The organism is Allosphingosinicella deserti, assembly GCF_003012735.1.
GTDB lineage: Bacteria > Pseudomonadota > Alphaproteobacteria > Sphingomonadales > Sphingomonadaceae > Allosphingosinicella > Allosphingosinicella deserti.
In genome coordinates, this window is sequence record NZ_PXYI01000003.1 from 210979 (window position 1) to 234109 (window position 23131).

Genomic DNA, 23131 nt, shown 5'->3' on the forward strand with positions numbered 1-23131 from the left:
ACAGCGAGGGCTCGGCCCGCCGCAGCCAAACGGATTATCGGCTAGACTTGGCGTATGCCGCCGCCCCCGCAGACCGCCGCGCCGAAGCCGACTTTGGTGGTCGGGTCAGGCGATCGCAGCCCGGAACACATGGGAGTATGGAAAAACTGCGTTCAGCGGGCACTTTCCGCTCGTTTGTGAGGCTGAACCTGCGGAGCTACTGCCTCGGCGTCGAAGCACGAAGATCGAGCGCCGCGTAGGCTGACACCCAGTCGGGTGGCTCCTTCTCGAGGCTTCCATCCACTTTGATCCCACGCTCTCGGGCCCATCGGTAGGCCCACATGGGTCCGAACCGCGTCGCGACGGCCGGAGAGCGCTGATAGGCCGGATCCGACTGCGCCTCCGCAAGCGAGACGAACCGGTACTCCAGCTCTTCGAAGATTTCGAGAATGCGATCGTTCACGGCCGCGTTGAGGCTGTTCAGGTGCAGCACGATGATGTCCGGAGGACGATAGCCCGAAATTCTTTCGTTGAGCGCGCTGTAATATTGGATTTGCTGCCTCGTGTGATCGAGATAGGCTTGCTCGATCCGCCGGCGCATCGGCCGATCCTTCTCTGCACAGGCACGCTCGTAAGCCTTGTTGAAGAGAAAGTCCGAGGTGTCGATCGTCGAGGCGGCCATCCGGTAGCCATGGCCCGCCAGGAGCTGCTCGATGGCGACCCGCTTCTCCTCGGTATCGCCGACATGGTTGTAAGGGAAACGGAAGAAGCGAAGTGACCGGCCTTCGGCCTGTGCGAGCGCCTTGCTGGCCCGCTGACCTTGCACGACTTCCTGTTCGATCTCGCCGAGAGAAAGATTGTTGCTGTCGGCGTGGGAAAAGCTGTGGTTCGCCAACTCGAATTCACCCCGGTTCCAGTCTCGGAGGATGGTAAGTCCATGCTCTCCGAAATCGCGAAGCTTGATCTCGTTGACGAAGCCGGTCGCAGGGGCGTGCCTACTCAGCAACGATCGCTGGATTTGTCTGCTCGCATGCAGAGCTTTCTTGCCAGCGACGCGCGGTTCTTCGTTGCTTGAAGAGACGAAGGGCAGGTCGTCATAGGTCAGAGCAACGGACCGGACGGACGTCCGAGCGGACACGGAGGGTGGGGCAGGTGTCTGCTCAGGCGGTGACTGGGCCGATGCCGGTGTCGCCTGCAGCGCGGCGCACATGCCGGCGACCAACTTCCAGACATCCATATTCAACCCCTCCCCAGGTGCCTTGCATGCTGACCGCCGGGGAGCCCTTCGTGTAGCTCTCGATCACCAAAATGCGGTCACGTGTTGCTCGCGCGCGACCGCTGCCGAACCCTGCGAGCTGATCGGCGAGATCGTGCTCGCTTGTCGACGGCTCGAAAGTCGGTGGGGGGAGCGACAGGGCTGTCGCCCAGCCGTCATGGGGCTGCGCTTCGAACCCCGGAGAGGATCGCCCTGGTGGCGATGCACAAGTTGGCCGCGAACGCCGTTCCGGGTGCGATCTGGTATGTGGATGCGCCGTTCCGCCGCAATTCATCCCGCCTCAATGCTATTGTTCTAAGGCCGCTGGCGAAGCCGCCGAGTTCGTACCAGATTACCCAGTATCGCCCGGCTTGATAGGCGCGGAGAAAACGCCGGCTTGGAACACGGCCGTCGACCACGTCGATGCTGTTGAACGGACCGCCTGCGTCGGACATCGGTGTCGAGTCCTTGAAGAACCGATTCAGCTCGGTGGACACCTCGACCGGTACTTGCATGAGCGAATGGACGACAATGTCCTCGCTGAGCGGGCAAGGTGGAAATACAGGCGTGTCCGGCAGGTTGCGCTCTTTCCAAGTCTCGGGAGGCAATGGTTCAGCTTGAAGCAGCGCGCCAGTCATGATGATCGCGATCATTCTAACCTTCCTTGTGCTGCCCAGCCGATGTCCGTGGGGCTACCATGATCATGAGCAAGGCTGGAGCGACTTCATTCCGTTGGGATCCTGACAACAGGGGAAGGTGCATCCCAGTGGAACTGGAGGGAGGCGCTCGGAAACATCGGGAGGATCTTCGACCGCCGCCTTAACTGCGCCAGGAAGGGAGGCTCTACGAGAGGCCCGCAAGTTAACGCAATGAGAGGCTTCATGCGTCCATAACGGTCCACCAGGGAGGCAAGCGCATGCGATATCGGTTCACCGCTGCACTCGTCTCGTCGAGTCGCTGGGCCGCTGTCATAGCCGCCTTCGCCGGAACCGCTTCGGCTACAATGGCGCAGCCGGCCCCGCACTTGAGTGCCGGCTCCAAGCTCGACGTTACCGCCAGTGCCGAGCAACAACCTGGCGATGGCGTCGCCGGGCTGACCGCCCCCGGACGCTGTCTTTCGCGGAGCACTATGAACGGCGCTCGTATCGTTGCTTTGGGTGTCCATGACGGCGGCATTCCCACGCAGTTCGCGATGGCTGGCGAAGACTCGGTGGTGGGCCTGACGGGCGTGTTCGCCGATGTCACCGGTCCGCCCCTCATCCTGATCCTGTCGAGCCTGGACCCGACCATCTGGGATTTCGCGCATGTCCCCCGGCATCGGCTGCGCGCTGTCATCACCTATGGCGCCCCCCAAGCCCTTGCGCATCTTTCCCCCGACGTCGAGGTGCGCTTCGTCGAGCGCCCCCGTTCCGGGGCGGATGATCGTACGGCAGAAGGAGCATGCTTGCGGCGTCCCTGGCTCGACCTACGAGCCCGGCTACGCACGCGAGCTGCTCGCTGCCGGGGTCACCCGCGCGCTCGGGCGCGGCATCGAGGTCTTCAGGGGTGGCGGGAACCCCACTGGCCTCCACGCAGACGGCGGCACTCCGGGCCAAGTCAATCTGGACCGTATTGTCCCCACGATGCTCCGCTCCACCCGGCAGATCTCGCGCGACCCGCTACCGCCAGAGCACGAAGGCCTTCAGGTGCTGCTCCGCACCGGCGCAATTCGCATTGCCAGACCCGAGGAGCTGGACGCGTGGAGCGCGGCGGCAACGAGGGCGAGCCCCGTCGGCATTCTGCAGCGCACGCGCCTGGAATCAAGGTTCGCTTATGTGCTCTCGCGTCCTACGCCACTCCCGAGAGAGTCGATCGCCTTGTTCATCGTTCCGGCGGATGTGCCGATGCCGGTGGACCCCACGCGGCGAAGCACTTTCTTGCTCATGGCAGATGGGTCCTGCCGGGGCTCGGATATCCAATGCCCTGACGCTCCGATCATTCTCAAGGCTCTCGAGGCTGGTTGGCAGACGCCGTTGACGGTGCTGATTGCGACGGCTCTTGTGGCCCTTGCAGCCGGTGCGACGGCAAAGCGAGCACGGTCGCTCCGGCCTGTCGTTGCGAGGGCGGTGCTGGCGCTGGCGCTGGCGCCGGCAATCGGCATCTTGGTGTTGCCGGAAAACCCGGTCGACGAGCTTTATGCGCAGGCCGCGACCCTGACGTGGATCGTGCTGGTGGGCCTTGGTTGGGCCAGCGGGCGCCGCCCGGACGGCGAAAATGGTGTTCCGAGCTTCTCCCGAATCGCGCTGATCGTCATATCCGCGAGCATCGCTGGGGCCGGGTTGCTCCTCTTCACAAAACATCATCGAGACTGGGAGCGCGCGCGCGCGCGGCGAGAAGAACAGGCGCTTCGCCTCCGCCGCCAGGAAAACGAGGCGCTTCGGTGCATTGCCGCTATTGCCAGGCGTGAGCCGGAGGCCGATGCCCAAGCCGACGTATCGCGCAACGACCCCACACCGATCGGCCTCACATACACTCCCCATCATGGGGAGACGATCACATCCTATAACGAGGCGTGCAAAGAGCCGGTGGGCGGCTCGTACAAGGCAACCGGCAAGTGGTTCCAGGATACCCAACGCGGGTACACCTTCTTCGCTCGCGCACCGAGCGAACCGGCATGCGAACGTGCGGGCGAGAATTATGTGCGACGCTACAATCGGACAATGGCAGCGCTGGCGCGGGCTCCGGTGGACCGGTTCTGCCGGCGTGCAGGCGCGGGCGGCATCGAGGCAAGGCCAACGAAGACCCCTTGAGCAATCCGGCACGATAGCGAGGGCCCGGATAATCCGGAAGTACCACGCCCGAGTCCGTCATCAGACTGCCCTCAGGAACGAGACATCTGCGGCCTAAAGCGCATGAACCAACCGGCGGTGCATCGACCTGCGCAAACCCGTGGTAGGCCAGAAGAGGACGCGAAGCCGGCCAAGCGGCGAGTCCGTACCCTAGCTCGCAGGTTGTCGAACGGACCGGAGCGCCGCTTCGCCCGGTCTGGCGTGAGCCGTCGGCTGATGTCAGGCCGCACACTCGCCGGGCCTCCGAACCTCATCTCCGCGCCCGCGCAAAGAAGTGACCGCCGCGGTGGCGGCTGAGGTGTCTTTGGCAGTGGGCTCCGTTCCACAATTCCATCATCTATCGTTCCTCGCCCGACCAGGGTCCAACGTTCGCCCGGCGCAGGGATCCTCCCGCAGACGCAACGTCGATTGCAGATTATAACAGTGCTGTTATATTGGCTCCATGTTGCAATCCATGACCCTCGGAACCTCCCTCCGTCACCTTCTCGGACTGCTCGATGGTGACGTCCAGCGCGCCTACGAGGCTGCGGGCCTGGACTATCGCCCGCGGTTCACGCCCGTGGTCCGCGCACTCGTCGGCCTGGGGCCGCAATCCATCCGCGCGATTGCCGTTCATTCGGGGCTGACCCACTCAGCCGTCAGCCAGACGGTCGCGGCGATGGCGAAGGCGGGCCTCGTGACGTGCGCCGCCGGGCGGGACGAGCGCGAGCGCATCGTGACGGCCGCGCCCAGGCTGATCGGGATGGTGCCGGTTCTCGAGCGGATCTGGGCAGCGACGAACGCCGCAGCTGCGGATCTTGACGGCGAACTGGCATACCCATTGTCGGGCATCGTCGCCGAGGCCATCGCCGCATTGGAAGCGACGCCGTTCGGGGAACGGTTGGCGAAGAAGCAGACGGGTGACGCATGTTGAGGCTCGTACTGGCCGCGCTGACGATGATTGCGGTACCGGCCCTTCAAGCCGCTCCACGCCCGGAGGCAAGCGAACGCAGGGCCGTCCTGGACAGCGTCGCCGATCTCGTTCGCGCGCGCTACGTTCAAGCCGACCGGGCCGAGCGCATCGCGACCACCCTCCGCGCGGATGCCCAAAGCGACCGCTTCGCCGACGCCGCCACCCCGGAAGATTTCGCGGCCAGGGTCACCGCGCGGCTCCGCATGATCAGCGGCGATGGGCATTTCGCGCTGGAGCGGCGAGGCGCCGCCCCGGACGGCGGCGAAGACCGGGCCGAGATGGAGCGCTGGTATGGTGCGCACGTCAACCATGGCTTCGAGCGGGTGGAGCGGCTGAAAGGAGGCATCGGCTATCTCGACCTTCGCGTATTCGCCCCCGTCGAGATGGGCGGCGATCTCGCGGCAGCGGCGATGACGCTGCTCGCACAATCGCCTGCGTTGATCATCGACCTGCGCCGGAATGGCGGTGGCATGGACGACATGACGCGCCTGCTCGCCGCCTATCTGCTCGACGACGTCCGCGAGATGAGCGGCAAATATGATCGTCCTTCCGGCCGGACAACGCGATATTTCACGCCGGCCAGGGTCGAAGGACGACGCTTCGGCGGCTCCAAACCCGTCTATATCCTGGTCTCGCAGCGGACCTTCTCGGCGGCCGAGGCCTTTGCCTACGACCTGCAGGCGATGAAGCGCGTTATCGTGGTTGGCGAGCGCACCGGGGGAGGCGCGCACCCGTTCGAATATCGGTCGGCCGGTCACGGCTACATGCTCTCCTTGCCCGAGGGGCGTTCCGTGAACCCGATCACCGGCACCGATTGGGAAGGCACCGGGATCAAGCCCGACGTCGAAGTTCACCCTGACCAGGCTCTGGAGACGGCCCTGTCGCTCGCCCAGGCGCGGATGTGAGCTTTGCGCCCCGAGTTGGCTGCCGCTTCCGGCTAGGGTGGGCCCGGTCCACCGCCCGGCTATGGTGCACGTGCGCGCTCTTGGTTCGGCTGCCGCCTCGCATCGGTCGCGTTCGCCTTCTCGGCAGGGTTCGACTATCGTGTCCGCACCGGCAGGGCAGAAAGTGGATAGATGACGAAGGCAAACCGCAATGCGACGCCGCGGCTCGACGAGCATCCGGGCGAGGGGGCCGTGCGCGGAACCCAGCGGATGGAGATCTTCGCGGACGCCGTGTTCGCGATCGCCTTCACCCTGCCGCTTCTGGAAATCAAGCTTCCGGAAGCCGGCCCGGGATTCGGCGCCGCTTTGCTCGATCTCTGGCCCTCGTACCTCGCCTACATTCTCTCGGTGCTGGTGATCGGCATCTACTGGGCCCACCACCATTTTTCCGGGGCGATCTATCGGACGACGGGCCACCATTTCCTGCTCGCGACCTTGCTCTTCCTCTCGCTGATCGCCTTCATCGCCTTTCCGACGCGCGCGTTCGCCGAGCGGCTGAGCGATCCGCAGACCCGCGAAACCGGCGCGATTTTCTATGTCTGCGCACTCGCGGCGCTTTCGGCCACGTGGCTGCTCAAGTGGAAAACCGGGTGCAAGACGAACGACGTCGATGATCGCCTGGATGCGAATTATGTCCGTCGCCTGACTCGCAAATATGAAGTGACCACCGGCCTGCTGCTTCTCGCCGCGGCGATCGCATTCCTGCGGTGGGAAGCCGGGCTCGCGCTCGCCGCGGTGGTGACGCTCGCGAACCTGCGTGCGCCCGAGACCCCGCGCTATATCGAGGAGGCGCCGGCGATCGAGGGCGACACCTGACCGCCGGTTTCGCCGCTACTCCTTGGTCTCGATCGGCAAAGGCGATGGTTCCCGCAGCGCCTCGATCTCCCGGGCGGTGCGCTCTGCCGGATCGGTTGCGATGACTTCCAGGGTCGCGACGCGCTCCTGGAGCCTGGTCACGAGATTGCGCAAACGCTCATTCTCTTCGTCGATCGACTTGACGGTCTTGACCGGCCGGGCCTGGGTGTCGACGAAGAACTCGGCGTAGCCGCACTGGACGCAGCGGCGCGCGCTCAGTTCGGCAGGCTTGGCGCCGAAGCCCATCACGGACTTCCAGAAGCCCGGTTCGCCGTCCATCCACTTCACGCGGCCTCCGGTATCGGGAAGGTACAGGAAGCCTTCCGACATCTGGCCCCGGCATTTCACGCAATCGGCCATGTTCGTCCTTTCGGCAAGCGGTGCATTGCTTACCTAATACACCCACGTATGTCGTTCGCGCAAGCGGACGGACGGCGTGCAGAGGTGCTGCGGCGCGTCGGTGTTCTTCGGCGGGCGAATGCGGTCGCGATGCCGATCCGGCGCATGTCGAGAAAGTCAGTCGGCGTCGCGTTACCGGACCGTCGCACGCCCCTGCACCTGGCGTGCGAGCATGTCCAGGATCAGATCCCGCAGCTCGTGCTTGGCCTGCTCCGGACTGATTTCGTCACCCGCGGCGGCCTGCGACAGCGCCTCCGCCGCACCGAGAAAGGCATGCAGGCCCGCCACGCCGACGTCGCCGGACGGCGATGCCGGCGCCAGCGCGGCGCGGAATTTTTCCATGAACGGAGCAGCGCGGTCGCGCCGGATCGTCTGAAGCTCGGGTGTGCCGGAAAGCGCCGCGACCAGGTCTCCGATCTCGCGGCCCTCGGTCAGGACGCAGTCCACATAGGCTCTGGCAAGGACCTCCGCCCGCGCCTCGGCGGTCGGTGCGCTTGCCGCGATCGCGCGATCGATCTTCTCGTTCTGACGCTGGTCGAAGCCCAGATAGAGGGCCGCCAGCAGCCCGTTTCGATCCCCGAAATGGTCGTAGACGACCGGCTTGGTGACCCCGGCGCGTGCCGCCAGATAGCCCAGGGTAAGCGCACCCGTCCCCTCGGTACGAACGATCTCCCAGGCCACCGAGAGCAGCTGAACGGCGCGGTCCGACCGCGTGAGCCGCTGGCGCGGGTTCGGCGAGGCAGGCGGACCGGGGGGGGCGGTGTCTCTTGTCAACTCTATATACCAATGGTAGGTTACTGTTGGTAAGTCTAGGGCCGGAGGTTCGGCTCGGCAAGTCGTGGAGGCCAACGTGCACGCGCTCATCGTCGTCGCTCATCCCAATCCGCAATCGCTCACCCACCATGTCGCGGCGACGGTGCGATCCGGCATCGAGGAAAGCGGGCATTCCGCCGAGATCGCGGATCTGGCCGCAGAGGGGTTCGACCCGCGCTATTCCGCCGCCGATCAGGCCGCTTATGTGAAAGGGGACGCCATCCCCGACGATGTCGCAGCCGAGCAGGCGAGGATCGATCGCTCGGACTCGCTTGTGCTCGTCTACCCAATCTACTGGTGGTCGTTCCCCGGCCTGCTCAAAGGCTGGATCGACCGGGTGTTCGTCAATGGCTGGGCCTATCAGGAGACCGATGCCGGCATCGAGAAGAAGCTGGCTAGGCTGATGGTTCATCTCGTCGGCATCGGCGGAGCGGATCTCGGAACCTATGCGCGGCGCGGCTATCAATGGGCGATGCGCACCCAGATCGAGCACGGCATCTTCGACTATTGCGGCGCCAGCGTCGTGCGATCGGAGCTTTTTCTGCCTCCGGAGAGCGGAGACTGGTCGGAGCATCTTGCCACGGCGCGCACGATCGGGGCCGACATGTTCCGGGACGAACGCGTCGAAATAGCCGCGTAACGGTCTGAACGCGCGCCGGCGCAAGGCGCAACTGCAGCGCGCAAGCGACAGCTTGCCGGCGGCTCGGATCGCTGCGGAAAGGGAGCGGGACGCGGGAGGCCCGAGGGGCACGAACCCGCGCCAATCCCGTGGCCGATTGCAGGCGACCGCGATCCTGCCTGTCCACAAGCCGGCAACCTCGCCGCCTCGCCAAACCGTCTCTCGCGAGCATTTGCGCCTGCCTACGTAATCGTACGTATCGGCGCCCGCCGAGCCGCACCTAGGTATCTGTTTCGAACTGATTGTCGGAGCGCCTCCAGGGCCAATCGCGGAAGAGAGAACGCGGTGCCCACTGTGCGCTGCAGCAAACAACTTGGGCCAAATCGTCCGCTCCCGCGTCGGCCCGGCTATATTAGCAATCGATCATACCTGATCCAGCTAGACATCAGATCTAAACCAGGAAACCCCATGAAGAGCACACTTCTTTCGAGTGCGGCGGTGGCTGCACTTGTCTACGCGACGCCTGCGTTCGCGCAGAGCAATTCGGCCGACCAGCAGGAACTCGTCTCGCTGCTCCGGGCGCAGGCGGCGGAGATTGCCGCGCTGCGCGCGCGTCTCGACAAGATCGAGGGCGCCGGCACGGCACAGGCCGGCGGCGCCGCGCCTCAGCTGGTGCAGCCCACCCAGCCGGTCGCCACCGGCCAGCGCATGGCTCTCGCCAACGAGGAGAATGTGCAGGATTCCTTCGCGCCGCAGATCGTGCCGCCGGGACCTGCCGACCAGGATGTCGCCCAGGCGCGTGCCGCGATGAACGTTTCCAACGTCACCGCGGAATGGCGCGGCGGCCTGCCGACGTTCCGCTCCGCGGACGGCAAGTATATGTTCAAGATGCGCGGCCGCATCATCAACCACGTCAGTTCGACCTTCGGATCGGACTATGAGGGCCGCAACATCACCACCACCGGCGCGCGCGCGCTGCGTATCGGCATCGAAGGCGCGGTCGGTCCGCACTTCTTCTACCAGTTCGAAAACGACTTCGCCGACAACACGTCCGACGTCGGCACCATGTTCGTTGGCTGGCGCGACAGCACGGGCGGGATTTCGTACGATGTGCGTTTCGGCAACATGTTCAACGATCGCAGCTTCGAAGGCTCGAGCGGCTCGGACGCGCCGCCGTTCCTGGAGCGCAACGTCGTCGCGACTTCGATCATCCCGCAGCGCGGCTTCTACGGCATGGCGCTGATGCCCCGCATCTTCTGGAAGACCGGACACGCGTCGATCACGATCAGCGGCGACAGCGTCGACGCCAGCCAGGCGGTCGGCGACAGCCGTACCGTGCTCGGTCGCGCGCACTGGAACCCGCTCAAGACCGATCGCTCGATCGTGCATCTCGGTCTCTGGGGCTTCGACGAGAAGCTGGCCAAGGGTCCCGGCACGCTGACCCGCAACACCGTCATCGGCGGCCGCTTCAACGGCGCGCTGCGCGTTTCCACCGGCCCGGTGGTCGGCGGCACCGGCACGACCGGCTACGGCGTCGAAGCCGGCGGCTATGTGGGCCCGTTCTGGGTAATGGGCGAGGCCGGCCGGCGCGAGGCGCGGCTGAATGCCGGCCGTGCGGACTTCGAGACCAAGGCATGGAGCCTGTCGGGCGGCTGGTTCGTCACCGGCGATCTGCCCCCGTACAATCCGCGGCTCGGCACCTTCGCCCAGCCCCGCGTGCTGCGGCCGGTGTTCGATGGCGGCCCGGGTGCGATCGAGGTTCTCGCGCGATACGAGAATATCGACTTTTCGGGCCTGCCCACCGGTGGCGAGGGGTCCGCGGCGACCGCGGGCGTGAACTGGTACCTGGACAGCATCATGCGTCTCCAGTTCAACTTCATCCACTGGAACACGAACAATCTCGCCGGCGCCTATACGGGCAAGGACAGCGGCGAGACGATCAGCGCGGGCTTCGGCGTCACCTTCTAAGCCGCGTATCCGCACAAGTGGCTGTCGCTCGTCCAGGAGCGGCAGCCACGATCGCGTTCAAGACGATGCCGTGTCGTCCTCCTTGGGGGCGACACGGCATCATGCGGTATGCGGAAATCTGCTGCAGCTCGGCCGTTCCTCTGCGGTGCCGATCAGCCCACGCTCATGGGCCGAGAGCTCGGAGGTGGTGGCAGCAAAGGGATAGCTTGGAGCGCCGTCCGCGCGTCAGGATGCGCTTCAGCGCCGAGGGAGCGATGTCCCGTTACATGCCGCCGGCGGATTCTGGTCGCCGGAGGCGGGCGCGCCTTCAGCCGGCCTTGCGGTCGGTCTCGGCCGGGGCGGGGACGAACGGCGAGATGTGACGCAGCGCGAGGCGCATCAGCAGGATGGCGACCAGCGCGGTGAGCAGCGCCGGCCAGAACGGATTCTCGACGAGCAGGTCCATCGAGCCGGTACCACCGGCAGCGACGATCGACCCGAGAAGATATGCGCGTTCCATCCCGCTCTGATGCCGCATCAATGGTCACGGGCCGGTAACCCGAGCGGTCCGTAAGAACACGGAGGTCACGCTCTATCACTGCTCAAGCCGCTATTTCACGAACGACGAGCTGGCCAGGATTCGCGACGTTTAGGCTGCCCCGCATCCTGCCGGCCGATCCGCGCTCCGTCCTTTCAAGAATCCTTAAGAGAGCGCCACTAAGCCGTTGGAGGGGCTTGGGGCATATCAGGTTCGAGATGGGCAGATTCGCAGAGGATCCGACGGATACGGGACTCGCCTCCCGGCCGGGCTCCGTGCGCCCTGTCGCCCTTGCCGCCGCGATGCCGACAGGTCGCCGCCGGTCGGGCCCGGATCGTCCGCCTGGCCGAAGCCCGGGATCGCCTTCGCCCGGAGTCGCTGCGTGGCGCTGAAGCGGATCCGCCGGGATCAGGCCCGCCTGGGCATGTTCATCGAGTCGTTCGACGGCTCTTGGTTTCGGCATCCCTTCTGGAAAAGCCGCTTCGTCATCGCGAGCGCCGAACAGCTCGCGGCGGTGCTCGACAGCGACATTCCGGGGCTGGTGATCGACACGTCCAGAGGCTCCGACGTCGCGGGCGCGGCAACGCCTGCGCCGTCGCACGGCGCCGAGGTTGCCGGAATTGCGCCGGCTGGGGTCGGCGCCGCGCCGTCTCGCGCCGCGCCCCCGCCGATGCCGGTCGCTCCTCCGAACCCGTCGCGCGCCGAGGAGCGGGCACGGGCCGAAGCCGCGGCGGTGGTCAGCCGCTCGAAGAAGGTGGTCCGCGGAATCTTCGACGGTGCGCGGCTCGGCAAGGCGATCGAATCGGAGGCGGTGGTCGCCGTGGTCGAGGACATTTCTGCAACGATCGAGAAGAACCGCGCCGCCTTCCTCAAGGTCGTGCGGCTCAAATCCAAGGACGAATATACCTATCTTCACTCGGTCGCGGTCTGCGCGCTGATGGTCAGCTTCGCGCGGCAACTCGACCTCAACGACCGCGTGACTTCCGAACTCGGCACGGCCGGCCTGCTCCACGACATCGGCAAGACGGCCGTGCCCAGCGATGTCCTCAACAAGCCGGCCCGGCTCAGCGCCGAGGAGTATGCCCTCGTCCAGACCCACCCCGAACAAGGCTATCGCCTGCTCGTCGAGGCAACGGGCGTCCCGGAACTCGCGCTCGACGTCTGCCGGCATCATCACGAAAAGGTCGATGGCACCGGCTACCCGCACGGCCTAACCGGCGCCGAGATCAGCCTCGCCGCGCGGATGGGCGCGATTTGCGACGTCTACGACGCACTGACGTCGAACCGCGCCTACAAGCGCGCCTGGTCGCCGGTGCAGGCGATCACGGAGATGGCCGGGTGGCATGGGCAGTTCGATCCGGACCTGTTGTTCACGTTCATGCAGAGCATCGGAGTCTTTCCTGTGGGGATGGTCGTACGCCTACGATCCAACCGGCTCGGCGTCGTTCTCGATCCCGGGCGCCGCGCGTCGACCGCCCGCGTGCTCGCTTTCTATTCCATCGCCCGCAATTCGGCGATCGCGCCCGAGGCGATCATCCTCGCGGACGGTGCCTATGGCGATGCGGTCGTCGCCAAGGCCGATCCGGCGCACTGGGGCGCGGCTGCCAGCGAAGCGGCTGCCCTCTATGTGCCCAGCAACAGGGCCGCGGCCTGATCCCCTGGACGCTTGGTTTCCAAGCCGCATCCGAATACCCTCGGATTCTCACGAGCATTGCAGCCGGGCGCGGCACGCGGCAGAAGCGCGCGCGCAAGGTCCGGATCTTCGGCGCCGCCCCCCATCGCCCGCAGGCGCACGGGGCCGGCATTCGTCTCCCGGTCCGATCAGGAAACACGCATGCCAGTCTCGGTCCAGATCAAGTGCATCAACACCTTCCGGCGCGCCCATCCGTGCCGCAAGATCAGCGATATCGGCGGATTCACCGATCGGCAGTGGAAGATCAGCGTCCATGACGCGATCGACCATATCGAAAGCGGCGCCTGGGAATTTTTCGTGATGGTCGGCGCCGAGCGCCGGCGAGTGGTCGTCGCGTCGCTGGACGGACGCAAATATCTGAAGGCCGAAGGCGACGACGAGGCCCCCGAGACCTTGCTCGCGCTGCCCCAATGCCGCGACGCGGATTACTGGACGCTGGGCTGAGAGCGGCCTGACGGGTTCGCGTGCGGAGAGGCGCCGCCCCTCCGCACGCACCGTCCTCAGAAGCGAATGCCGAAGCCTGCAACTGCCTGGTGACGCCGCATGTGGATGCTGGCGGCAACGTCGTCGCTCGTTGCACTGGTGCCGGTCGGCACCGTGAAGCTGTCGCGGCCGTAATCGGTATAGGCATATTCGATCTTGCCGTAGAGATCGAAGCCGAACGGCACTTCGAGGCCGGCTCCGAGATGGAAGCCGCTGCGAGTCTTCTTGCGCGCATAAGGCTGGTAATCCTTGTCAGCCTTGGCCGCGTCGAAATCGGTGTAGCCGAGCCGGGTCGAACCCATCGACCAGCCGCCCTTCGCATAGAGCATCGCGCCCGGGCCGATGATCCAGCCGGTGCGCACGCCGGCCGAGACGGTGCGCTTGACCTTGCCGCAGCCCAAGTCGTCGGCGGAAATCTCCCGGCACACCTTCGCGCCGGTCTGCTCGACCCCGGCATAGGCGCCGACCAGCGCGCTTGCCCCGACCGGGTGATCGTAGCCGCCTTCGATGCCGTAGGAGAAGGCGCTGTCGAGCGGCTCCGCACTCACCCGCTGCGCCGGGCGGATGGGATCGGGAATGTCGGCCCGGGTCTGCAGATTGTCCCAGCCGAGCCGCCCCTCGAGGCGGGCCCCGGTGAAGCCCTCATCGGCCGCCATGGCCGGCGCGGCTGCGGAAAACGCCGCGCCAAGCGCGACGAACGACATCACTCTCATCGATACTCCTTGTTCGATCGGGGGCGCGCCGGCCGCTTGTGCCGAACGGCGGCGCGCGCAGTTCGGAGCGGCATCGCCGCTCACCACGATCAGACGCCGCGCGCGACCGTGACCCGCACCGTCTCCGATGGCGTTTGTGCGATTGTCGGGTGCGCGGACCAGGCCGAAGGAACGCCGGTCAGCGAGCGGCGCTGCGGGCCTGGATCATGATCCTGTAGCGCTTTCGACGCCGTTCGAGCCCGGGTCGCACGGCGCCGCAGCGCGACCGCGCTGGATGGCGTCGCTGAACGCGGCGGCGAGGATGCCCGCCGGCATGGCGATCAGGCCGATTCCGGCGATCGCGACGATCACCGCGATGAACTTGCCGAGGATCGTGATCGGAAAGACGTCGCCATAGCCGATCGTCGTCAAGGTCACTGCCGCCCACCACATGGCGCGGGGAATGCTGCCGAACTTGTCGGGCTGGGCGTGGCCTTCGGCCAGCCACATAGCCGTCGCGCCGAGGATGATCAGCGCGAAGGCGAGCAAAACGGTGAGCATCAGCTCGTCGCGGCGCTCGGAGACCGCCTCGGTGAGATGGCGAACCGCGGTCGAAAAGCGGCCGAGGCGGGCGAAGCGCAAGATCGCGATCACCCGCAGCAGCCGCAGCGACACGAACCCGCTGGCGACCATCGGTGCCAGGGTAGCGGCAACGACGGCGGCGTCGAGGAGCGCGCCCGGAGTCAGCGCATAGCGGAGGCGGCCCCCGGGACCCCGGAAGCGGGGCGAGTCGCCCGCGACCCACAAGCGTGCGGCATATTCGGCGAGGAAGATCGACCCGAACAGCATGTCGATCCCGTTGAGCAGCGTCTCGCGGCCGTCCGCGATCATCGGCTCGGTTCTGAGGATCGCCAGCAAAGTCGCCGCGATGATCAGAAGGACGAGGAACCGGTTGGTCGGCGACAGACCCTTGCGATTCCAGGCGGCCGGATCGAGCTGACGATGGAGCCGCCGGCGAAGGCGGGGCGCCTCCCTGGTCTCCGTGCTTCCGCGAACTTCGCTCATCGACGACTCCCCCATCGGTCAATTCTGATCGGGCCGGAGAACCCTGTCCAGAGCTTGCCGGGCAGGTGGAGAGCGCTTGTCACCTTTCTGTCGCCGCGCCGTCACCGCGGAAGCGCTGAACGATCACGGGCCCGACGCAGGGCGGCGCTAGCGTGACGTCAAGGCAGCGGAAACGGCGTCGCGAGGTTCGCCGGCCGCTGAGAGGATGTCCGGTTCGGATCGAGTGATCAGGGGGAAATTGGACAGTGACGACATTCGTGACGAGGGGCCTTGGCGGTCTCTTGATGGCTGGCTGTTGCCAGATGCCGGCGTTCGCCGCCGATCTGCCCGCACGCGAAGGCGCGGCAGGCGAGGCAGGCATCACCGCCGCCGCTGCTGCCGCAGCCACCGCAGACGACGATCAGCGCGAGGACGAGATCCTGGTCACCGGCAAGGCGGTGCGCAGCAGCCCGCTCGCAGCCAGCGTCGCCGAATATGGCAATGCCGTTCAGATCGTCGATTCCGACGCGATCGAGGCGAGCGGCGCGACCAATTTCGCCGAGGCAATCCAGTTTCTCGTCAAGGGCGCGAACATCGGCTACTCGCCGGACGAGGGCGAGTATACGATCCGTCTCGACGGCGGCGGCGATCGTGATACGCTGGTCGTGCTGGACGGCGTGCCGCTCTACGACCGCGGCCCGGCACTCGAGGAGATCTGGGGCGCGACCACCATCGATCCGCACATGATCGATCGCATCGAGGTGTTCCGCGGCGGCAACAGCTTGTTCTTCGGCAGCAATGGCGGCATCGGCGTGGTCAGCGTCGTCACCAAGAAGCCCGACGGCGGCAAGAGGTTCGAATTCGGCGCCAATGTCGGCTCGTTCGGCACCCGCGACATCTGGGGCAATGCTTCCTTCCCGCTCGACGCCGACGGGCGGCACAGCATCATGATCTACGGCACCGCGCAGCACACCGACAATCCGCGCATCTTCAACCCCGCGGACTTCGTCGACAATGTCGCGGCCGGTGGCGGAGTCCAGGAATTCCCGACCGATCGCGACAATGTCGGCCTCAAATATCTCTGGAAACCCGACGATCGCACCGAAATCCGGGTCAACGGCCAGTTTACCCAGATCCAGTTCCACGATCCGTTCCCGGACACCAACACCTTCTCGCCCAACAAGGTGGAATATCCGATCGTCGACGCGAGCTTCGTGCGGACCTGGTCCGAGCGGCTGATGACCGAGGTTTCGGCCTATTGGAGCAATCCGCAGCTCTCGAACACCGAGACCTTCCCCGAAGTGTGCATGATCCGAACGGGCTGCGTCAGCCCGGCGACCGGGCAAGCGATCGCGTGGGGCAAATATACCGGCCGCAACATCGCTTTCCCGAACCAGGGTTTCGGCCCGGACTCGAAGAAGAGCGGTTTCCGCGAACTCGGCGGCAATGCCCGCGCGACCTTTACGCTCCCCAACGTCCTCGAAGTGGTCGGCGGCGTGCAGATCGTCTCCTACAAGGACGATTCCGATCCGGTCTTTCCGGTCGGCGACGCGACGACGACGATCACCGGCCTCTATGCGGATTTCCGGCCGGTACTGCCGTTCAGCCCCTCGACCCGGCTGTCGCTGGCGATCCGGACCGACTTCGCCGACAGCTTCGGATCAAAGACGATCTGGAAGTTCGGCCTGCGCCAGCCGATCGGCGATTTCTACCTGCGCGCCAATGGCGGCACGTCGTACAGCACGCCGAAGAATAACGAGCTCTACGCCCAGAGCGCGACCACGATCGGCAATCCGGATCTCAAGACCGAGGAGACCGAGACCTACAATGTCGGCGTCGGCTACGGCGCCGGCTTCGGCGACGTGCGCGTCAATGCGGAGATCGGCGGCTTCCACACCGATATCACCAACCGCATCCAGACGACCTCGGGCCTCACCCCGAACACCTATTTCAACAACGATCGCATCACCCAGATACGCGGCCTCACCGCCGAGCTCGACATTGCGATCGGCAGCCAGTTCGCCGCCAACATCAGCTACACCAAGCAGCAGGCACGGCTCGACGGCACCAAGCTGCAGATCAACGAGACGCCGGAATATATCGTTCAGGGCAATGTCGCCTGGCACTCGCCCGACCGGCATTTCCACGTCAATTTCATGCCGCGCTATCAGGGGCCGGAATATTCGACCGGCGGCGTCGGCGGCGTGCTGCGCACCAATTTCGGCAACTATTTCGTCGCCAACGCCTCGATCGCCTACTGGGCGGGCGCCGAGCGCCAGCATCGTTTCCAGCTGCGCATCGCCAATCTGTTCGACGCCGATTATGCCGAGCGCTGGGCCTACGGCAACAGGCGCTTCAGCGAGGCCTTCGTGACCGGGCAGATCAAACTCAACGGCCCCGATTACTTCTACGGCTATCCGTTCGAGGGCAAGCCGCGCAGCTATTACTTCTCCTACACCACGCAGTTCTGAGCGGCGCGCCGAGGCGGCGCGTGCGCTTCGTCGGCTGACGATGAAGGGCCAAGACATGACCGACACGACCCGCAGAAACCTGCTTCGCGCCGCCGCCGCCGCCGGCACCGCGGCGGCGATCCCGCCAAGCATCGCCCGCGCGCTCGCCATTCCGGCGGCGCGCGGCACCGGCACCATCAAGGATGTCGCCCACATCGTCATCCTGATGCAGGAGAACAGGAGCTTCGATCATTATTTCGGAACCCTGCGCGGCGTCCGCGGCTTCGGCGACCGCCACCCGATCCCGATGGAGGGCGGACGCAGCGTTTGGCAGCAATCGGACGGCGCGCGCGAATTGCCGCCTTTCCACCTCGATACCGCGGCGACCGATGCGCTGAAGGTGCCGGGGACGCCGCACAGTTTCTCGGATTCGCAGGCGGCGTGGAACCAGGGCAAGTTCGGATCCTGGCCGAAATACAAGAATCCCTATTCGATGGGCTATTATCGGCGCGAGGACATCCCGTTCCAGTTCGCGCTCGCCGAAGCCTTCACCATCTGCGACGCCTATCATTGCTCCGTGACGACAGGCACCGATCCCAACCGGATCGTGTTCTGGTCCGGATCCAATTTCGATCCGGGGAAGCGGGCGCAGGGCATCAACTGCACCGACGCCGATTCCGAGCCGAACAACCTGCGCTGCTGGATCAAGGGCGCGCTGCCCGAGCCGGGCTATACGTATGCCGGATCCGCCCTCACCTGGAAGACGATCCCGGACGTGCTCGAGGAGGCCGGGATCAGCTGGCGGATCTACCAGGATCCCAACGACAATTGGACGGGCGCAATGCATGGCGGCCTCGCCTTTGAAAGCTTCCGCAACGCCAGGCCCGGCTCTCCGCTGTTCGAAAAGGGCATGGCCGATCTGACCCTGGACCGGCTGGCTGAGGACGTCCGTGAGGGCACCCTGCCGGCGGTGTCTTGGGTGCTGCCGCCCAAGGAATGGTCGGAGCATCCGGGCGCCTCGACGCCGCTGCAGGGCGCCGAGTTCACCGCGCGCGTGCTGGCCGCTTTGACCGCCAATCCAGAGGTGTGGAGCCGCACCGTCTTCTTCCAGACGTTCGACGAGAATGACGGCCAGTTCGATCACGTGCCGCCGCCGGCACCGCCCTCGTTCGATGGCGAGGGCCGCGCGATGGGCAAGGCGACGCTCGACCTCGCCGGCCATTATTTCCACGATCCGGAGGCCAAATACCGCGTCGCCGACGACGTGATCAGCGGCGCCGTGCGGCCTTGGGGCCTGGGTCCGCGGGTGCCGATGTACATCGTCTCGCCGTGGAGCAAGGGCGGCTGGGTCAATTCGGAAGTGTTCGATCACACGTCGGTCGGCCGCTTCATCGAGGCGCGCTTCGGCGTAACCATTCCGGCGATCAGCCCGTGGCACCGGGCGGTCTGCGGCGACCTCACCTCCGCGTTCGATTTCACCGCCGCGCCCGACGCGGCCTTCCCGCCCTTGCCCAAGGTCGAGGGCGCCTCCGGGATCGTCCTGGCGCATATGCAGCGGCCCAAGATCATGCCGCCGGAGCAGCCTACGCCCTTGTTCCAGGAACGCGGCCTTAGACGCTCCCGGGCGCTTCCCTATGTCCTCCACGTCGACGCCGCGCGCGCGCTCGGCGGCGCGGGGATCGAGCTTACCTTCGTCAACGAGGGCAAGGCCGGCGCGGTCTTCCAGGTCTATGACCGCAAGGATCTGGCACGCATCCCGCGGCGCTACACGGTCGAGCCCGGCAAGAGCCTTTCGGATCGCTGGGCCTTCGACGAGGACGGGAGCCACGATCTCTGGGTGCTCGGCCCGAACGGGTTCGTGCGCACCTTTGCCGGCGAAGGAAAGGATGCGAGGCTCGCGTTGGCGACGCTGCGCTACGATGTGCGCCGGAAGGCGCTGGTTCTCTCGACCCGTCCCGGCGCGCCCGAGGGACTGACCGTGCGCGCGCTTCATTATGGCGCCGCCGAACCGGCACCGCTGCGGCGCAGCCTGTCATGGCCGGTCGAGACCAGCCACGGCTGGTACGATCTCGCGGTCGAGGGACCCGGCGTCCGGCAGCGTTTCGCCGGACGAATGGAGACCGGCGCGCACGGCGTCAGCGATCCGGCGCTCGCCTGACCCGCTTGTCGCGTTCGCCGAGCCGCGATACATAACCGGCTATGGAAATGGAGGGCGCGATGGCGGCGGACGTGATTGCCCAAGGGGAGTTCCTGTATCTCGGCAGCCGGCTGAAGCGGCTGGCGGAGCAGCTTCAGGGCGACGTGGTTCGCGCCGCGAACGCGGCGGGGGTGCCCATCCAGCCCGGCCAATATCCGTTGCTCGCCACGCTTGAGGCGGGCGCCGCCTCGATCGGCGAGATCGCGCAGGCGATGCGCATGAGCCAGCCGGCGATCACGCGCAACGTCGATCGGCTGGTGCGATCCGGGCTCGTCGACGTGCTGCCCAGCCGCGCGGACCGGCGGCAGCGCGTGGTCTCGCTCAGCATCGCCGGACGCGAGGCCCTGGCGCGGGCGAAAACGAGCGTCTCGCCGCGGGTCGAGGAGGCGGTGCGGGCGCTTGCCGCCGATCTGTCCGGGCCGTTGCTGGAGCAGATCGCCACGCTGGAATCGCGGCTTGCGGAGCGTTCGCTTGGCGAGCGGATCCGCGCACAGGGCGCGGACCGGCTGGAGCGCGCCATGGATGCCGACATCCCGGCCATCGTCACCCTGATGAACGCCGCCTATCGCGGCACCGGAGCCGCGGCGTCATGGTGCAGCGAAGCCGATTTCATCGCGGGCGATCGCACCAATGCGGCCTGGCTGCGCGCCGAGATCGCCGCCAATTCGGACGCCGCCCTGATGGTGTGGCGGCGGGCCGATGGGGCCATCCAGGGGTCGGTGTGGCTCGAGCCCAAAGGGGAGGGGCTCTGGTATCTTGGATCGCTGGCGATCGATCCGGGTGTTCAGAATTCCGGGCTCGGTCGGCGCCTGCTCGCGCTCGCGGAGGCGCGGATCGCCGCACAGGGTGGCCGCGAGGTCATGATGAACGTCATCAACATCCGTGAGTCCCTGATCGCCTGGTACGAACGGCGCGGCTATCGCCCCTGCGGCGAGACCGCCTCCTTTCCCTATGGCGACGATCGCTTCGGTATTCCCAAGCGGGGCGACCTTTACTTCGTCACCTTGCGCAAGAGTCTCGCCGAACCTGCTTGCACCGGATAGCGGGCGACGTTTGAAGCGGCGGTCGGAACCCGGCCCGCGCCTTGTTCGTCTGCCGTCAGGCGATTCTGGGGCAATGCCGATCGGCGTTGCGCCCCCCCTGCGAACCAATTCGGGAGAGACGGATGATCGGAAAACTGACTCGCGCTTTGACCGGCCGCTATCTGGCCCGCAAGTGGGGCTACGCGCCGTCGGCGGGCATCGCGGCCGGACTCGCGGCACCATTGATCGTGAAATATGGCGGACGCCTGCTTCACGCCGGGGTGGCGGCTGCCTCGGATGCGCGGCAGCGTCGCCGTGGGCCGGTCTACGGCGCCACGAGGGCGAGCACGCACTCCGCCTGAGGGCTGCTCGATCGCCCCGCAATCACCGTGCGGGTCGTGCAGCAGCCGGCGCAGCGCCCTTCGAACCGTTCGAGCGCCTGCTGCCGCGCCAGCCTGATCGCCGCCGCGGCGACCTGACCGGTGCGTATGCCGAGATGGTCGGCGACGCATGCATCGCAGATCGGCAGGCGGCTGCGCCCGGCGACGAACGCCCCAATCGCCGCCGCATAGCTCATGTACGGCTTTCCCGGACCGCCGGAGCGGCCAGCGGACGGGCTTCGACCCACTTCGCGCCCTCGGTCTTCTGGAGCGGCAGGCCGCAATTCTCGCACAGGCTGCGCAGGCCCGCCTCGTTGCGTCGTATCGACAAAGGCGATGGCCTGTGCAGGCCAAGGATGCACCGCAAGCTCATGCAATGCTTATACTCTTTTGTAGCGCGTGACTGAAGCGCCATTCGCCGTCGGTCGGCGATTTTCGCCTCCCTTTCGGTGCAATTTCCTGATCCAAGGACGCGAGCATGATCCACGGATCGGACTGATACAGCCTCATCCGATCATGCTCTGAATCAGGTGCCGCAGAAGGTCGCCGTCACCCGCTCCGCCTCGGCGGGAGGCTCGGAATAACGGGCTAGGTCCGGCTGATCGTCATAGGGGCGCGACAGCACTGCGTTCAGCTCGTCGAACGGCCCGAAGTTGTCGTCGTCGACGGCGGCACGGATCATCGCCTCGATCCGATGGTTGCGCGGAATGAAGGCAGGGTTCACCGCCCGCATCGCCTCCCGCCGTGCGCCTGGACCCTGCGACTCGGCGGCGAGCCGGGCGCGCCACGTGACCAGCCAAATGTCGAAAGAGGACGGATCGTCGAACATCGCGCGGAGCCGGTCCTCGCCGTCGCCCGGAGCCTGCGCATCGGCGAGCCCGCGAAAGAAGTTGGTGAAATCCACCTTGGCGATGGCCAGCGCCTGCAGGATGTTGGTGGCCAGCGCCAGATCGCTCTCCTGTTCGGTCGCGAAGCCGAGCTTGCGTCGCAGCCCGCCGAGATAGGCGTCCTCGAAGGCCGGTGCGAACCCGGCGAGCGCCTCCTGAGCCTCGGCGATCGCCGCTTCCTCGTCATCGGCGAGCAGCGGCAGCAAGGTCTCCGCGAGCCTGGTAAGGTTCCACAACGCCATTTCGGGCTGCCGGCCATAGGCATAGCGTCCCATCCGGTCGATCGAGCTGAACACCTTCGCCGGATCATAGTCGTCGAGAAAGGCGCAGGGGCCATAATCGATCGTCTCGCCGGATACGGCCATGTTGTCGGTGTTCATCACGCCGTGGATGAAGCCGATCAACAGCCAGCGTGCGACGAGATCGGCCTGTGCCGCGACGATCCCATCGAGCAGGGCGCGATAACGCTGTGGGGCTGCGGCCGCGTCCGGATAGTGGCGTGCGATGACATGGTCGGCGAGCAGCCGCAGCCCCTCGGCATCGTCACGGGCGGCGAAGAACTGGAAGGTGCCGACGCGGATGTGGCTCGCCGCCACCCGCACGATCGCGGCACCGGGCAGCAGCGCGTCGCGGACCACCGTCTCGCCCGTCGCCACCGCGGCCAGCGCTCGGGTGGTGGGCACGCCGAGCGCCGCCATCGCTTCACTCACAACATATTCGCGCAGCACCGGCCCGAGCGCCGCCTTGCCGTCGCCGCCGCGCGAGAACGGCGTGCGCCCCGAGCCCTTGAGGTGGATGTCGCGGCGCTTGCCCTTGAGGTCGATCACCTCGCCGAGCAGGATGGCCCGGCCGTCGCCGAGCTGGGGCACGAAATGCGCGAATTGGTGACCGGCATAAGCGAGCGCGATCGGCTGCGATCCCTCGGCAAGGTGCAGCCCGCTGAGGATCCCGACGCCCTCGGCGCCGGCGAGCGCATCCGGATCGAGCCCGAGCTCGCGCGCGAGGTCGCGATTGAGCTTGATCAAACGCGGCGCGGACGCGGCGCTCGGCACCACGGATGCGTAGAAGCGCTCCGGCAGGCGGGCATAGCTGTTGTCGAATGGTATCGAGACGCTCATGAAACCTCGTCTGGCGCCGCTGCGCGTTTGCGTGAG

22 protein-coding genes are annotated in these 23131 nt (G+C 66.3%); 12 read left to right on the forward strand and 10 right to left on the reverse strand.

Going from position 1 to position 23131, the window contains the following annotated elements:
• Window positions 1–196 precede the first annotated feature (196 nt).
• Together C7I55_RS09430 and C7I55_RS09435 are read right to left on the reverse strand one after the other, a co-directional pair.
• A complete protein-coding gene (locus C7I55_RS09430; protein WP_106512688.1) occupies window positions 197–1216 on the reverse strand; it encodes a polysaccharide deacetylase family protein in 1020 nt (339 codons plus the stop codon).
• 194 nt (window positions 1217–1410) lie between these two features.
• Window positions 1411–1887, reverse strand: coding sequence for a hypothetical protein (locus C7I55_RS09435; RefSeq protein WP_106512689.1), 477 nt, complete (start codon window positions 1885–1887; stop codon window positions 1411–1413).
• Between the two features lie 765 nt (window positions 1888–2652).
• On the opposite strand from C7I55_RS09435, the gene C7I55_RS09445 reads away from it, so the two are divergent.
• The 4 genes from C7I55_RS09445 (at window position 2653) to C7I55_RS09460 (ending at window position 6774) form a co-directional block, all read left to right on the forward strand.
• The gene (locus C7I55_RS09445; protein ID WP_106512691.1) at window positions 2653–4023 is read left to right on the forward strand and encodes a hypothetical protein; all 1371 of its coding nucleotides are present in this window, start codon (window positions 2653–2655) and stop codon (window positions 4021–4023) included.
• A 493-nt stretch (window positions 4024–4516) separates the two neighbouring features.
• Window positions 4517–4975 (forward strand): MarR family transcriptional regulator, encoded by a 459-nt coding sequence (locus C7I55_RS09450; RefSeq protein ID WP_199192775.1) that lies wholly within the window; start codon window positions 4517–4519, stop codon window positions 4973–4975.
• Window positions 4969–5919 carry a S41 family peptidase gene (locus C7I55_RS09455; RefSeq protein ID WP_106512693.1) on the forward strand — a complete coding sequence of 317 codons (951 nt, stop codon included), beginning with the start codon at window positions 4969–4971 and terminating at the stop codon, window positions 5917–5919. The genes C7I55_RS09450 and C7I55_RS09455 overlap by 7 nt, the downstream gene beginning before the upstream one ends.
• Window positions 5920–6090: 171 nt before the next feature.
• The gene (locus tag C7I55_RS09460) at window positions 6091–6774 is read left to right on the forward strand and encodes a TMEM175 family protein (RefSeq protein ID WP_106512694.1); all 684 of its coding nucleotides are present in this window, start codon (window positions 6091–6093) and stop codon (window positions 6772–6774) included.
• Between the two features lie 15 nt (window positions 6775–6789).
• On the opposite strand, the gene C7I55_RS09465 is transcribed toward C7I55_RS09460, so the two are convergent.
• Both C7I55_RS09465 and C7I55_RS09470 read right to left on the reverse strand, forming a co-directional pair.
• Window positions 6790–7173, reverse strand: a complete 384-nt coding sequence (locus tag C7I55_RS09465; protein WP_106512695.1) for a hypothetical protein — start codon at window positions 7171–7173, stop codon at window positions 6790–6792.
• Between the two features lie 171 nt (window positions 7174–7344).
• Window positions 7345–7986 (reverse strand): TetR/AcrR family transcriptional regulator, encoded by a 642-nt coding sequence (locus tag C7I55_RS09470; RefSeq protein ID WP_199192776.1) that lies wholly within the window; start codon window positions 7984–7986, stop codon window positions 7345–7347.
• Between the two features lie 76 nt (window positions 7987–8062).
• Here C7I55_RS09470 and C7I55_RS09475 point away from each other — a divergent pair, with 76 nt between their 5' ends.
• A complete protein-coding gene (locus tag C7I55_RS09475) occupies window positions 8063–8665 on the forward strand; it encodes an NAD(P)H-dependent oxidoreductase (RefSeq protein ID WP_106512697.1) in 603 nt (200 codons plus the stop codon).
• A gap of 447 nt (window positions 8666–9112) precedes the next feature.
• Complete coding sequence (locus C7I55_RS09480) at window positions 9113–10612, forward strand: porin (RefSeq protein ID WP_106512698.1); 1500 nt, start codon at window positions 9113–9115, stop codon at window positions 10610–10612.
• A 307-nt stretch (window positions 10613–10919) separates the two neighbouring features.
• On the opposite strand, the gene C7I55_RS09485 is transcribed toward C7I55_RS09480, so the two are convergent.
• Complete coding sequence (locus C7I55_RS09485) at window positions 10920–11111, reverse strand: hypothetical protein (RefSeq protein WP_106512699.1); 192 nt, start codon at window positions 11109–11111, stop codon at window positions 10920–10922.
• Between the two features lie 400 nt (window positions 11112–11511).
• Here C7I55_RS09485 and C7I55_RS09490 point away from each other — a divergent pair, with 400 nt between their 5' ends.
• Both C7I55_RS09490 and C7I55_RS09495 read left to right on the forward strand, forming a co-directional pair.
• Complete coding sequence (locus tag C7I55_RS09490) at window positions 11512–12783, forward strand: HD-GYP domain-containing protein (protein WP_199192777.1); 1272 nt, start codon at window positions 11512–11514, stop codon at window positions 12781–12783.
• 180 nt (window positions 12784–12963) lie between these two features.
• Window positions 12964–13266 carry a DUF3892 domain-containing protein gene (locus C7I55_RS09495; RefSeq protein ID WP_106512700.1) on the forward strand — a complete coding sequence of 101 codons (303 nt, stop codon included), beginning with the start codon at window positions 12964–12966 and terminating at the stop codon, window positions 13264–13266.
• Between the two features lie 56 nt (window positions 13267–13322).
• Here C7I55_RS09495 and C7I55_RS09500 read toward each other — a convergent pair whose 3' ends face one another.
• Complete coding sequence (locus tag C7I55_RS09500; protein ID WP_106512701.1) at window positions 13323–14018, reverse strand: outer membrane protein; 696 nt, start codon at window positions 14016–14018, stop codon at window positions 13323–13325.
• A gap of 204 nt (window positions 14019–14222) precedes the next feature.
• Entirely contained in the window at window positions 14223–15062 is an 840-nt protein-coding gene (locus C7I55_RS09505; RefSeq protein ID WP_106512702.1) for an ion transporter, read from the reverse strand.
• A gap of 284 nt (window positions 15063–15346) precedes the next feature.
• Between C7I55_RS09505 and C7I55_RS09510 the strand changes: the two genes are divergently transcribed.
• The 4 genes from C7I55_RS09510 to C7I55_RS09525 all read left to right on the forward strand — a co-directional run bounded on the left by C7I55_RS09510 (window position 15347) and on the right by C7I55_RS09525 (window position 21072).
• Window positions 15347–17512, forward strand: a complete 2166-nt coding sequence (locus tag C7I55_RS09510) for a TonB-dependent receptor plug domain-containing protein (RefSeq protein WP_106512703.1) — start codon at window positions 15347–15349, stop codon at window positions 17510–17512.
• 55 nt (window positions 17513–17567) lie between these two features.
• Window positions 17568–19649 (forward strand): phosphocholine-specific phospholipase C, encoded by a 2082-nt coding sequence (locus C7I55_RS09515; RefSeq protein WP_106512704.1) that lies wholly within the window; start codon window positions 17568–17570, stop codon window positions 19647–19649.
• Between the two features lie 59 nt (window positions 19650–19708).
• Window positions 19709–20731: a bifunctional helix-turn-helix transcriptional regulator/GNAT family N-acetyltransferase gene (locus C7I55_RS09520; protein WP_106513169.1), complete on the forward strand. Its 1023-nt coding sequence runs from the start codon at window positions 19709–19711 to the stop codon at window positions 20729–20731.
• 122 nt (window positions 20732–20853) lie between these two features.
• Window positions 20854–21072, forward strand: a complete 219-nt coding sequence (locus C7I55_RS09525) for a hypothetical protein (RefSeq protein ID WP_106512705.1) — start codon at window positions 20854–20856, stop codon at window positions 21070–21072.
• Here the strand turns inward: C7I55_RS09525 and C7I55_RS09530 are convergent.
• The 3 genes from C7I55_RS09530 to C7I55_RS09540 form a co-directional block, all read right to left on the reverse strand.
• The gene (locus tag C7I55_RS09530) at window positions 21036–21287 is read right to left on the reverse strand and encodes a hypothetical protein (RefSeq protein WP_106512706.1); all 252 of its coding nucleotides are present in this window, start codon (window positions 21285–21287) and stop codon (window positions 21036–21038) included. The two genes, C7I55_RS09525 and C7I55_RS09530, sit on opposite strands and share 37 nt — an antisense overlap.
• Window positions 21284–21463, reverse strand: a complete 180-nt coding sequence (locus C7I55_RS28100; RefSeq protein WP_106512707.1) for a hypothetical protein — start codon at window positions 21461–21463, stop codon at window positions 21284–21286. The genes C7I55_RS09530 and C7I55_RS28100 overlap by 4 nt, the downstream gene beginning before the upstream one ends.
• Before the next feature lie 153 nt (window positions 21464–21616).
• Complete coding sequence (locus C7I55_RS09540; RefSeq protein ID WP_106512708.1) at window positions 21617–23095, reverse strand: protein adenylyltransferase SelO; 1479 nt, start codon at window positions 23093–23095, stop codon at window positions 21617–21619.
• Window positions 23096–23131 lie beyond the last annotated feature (36 nt).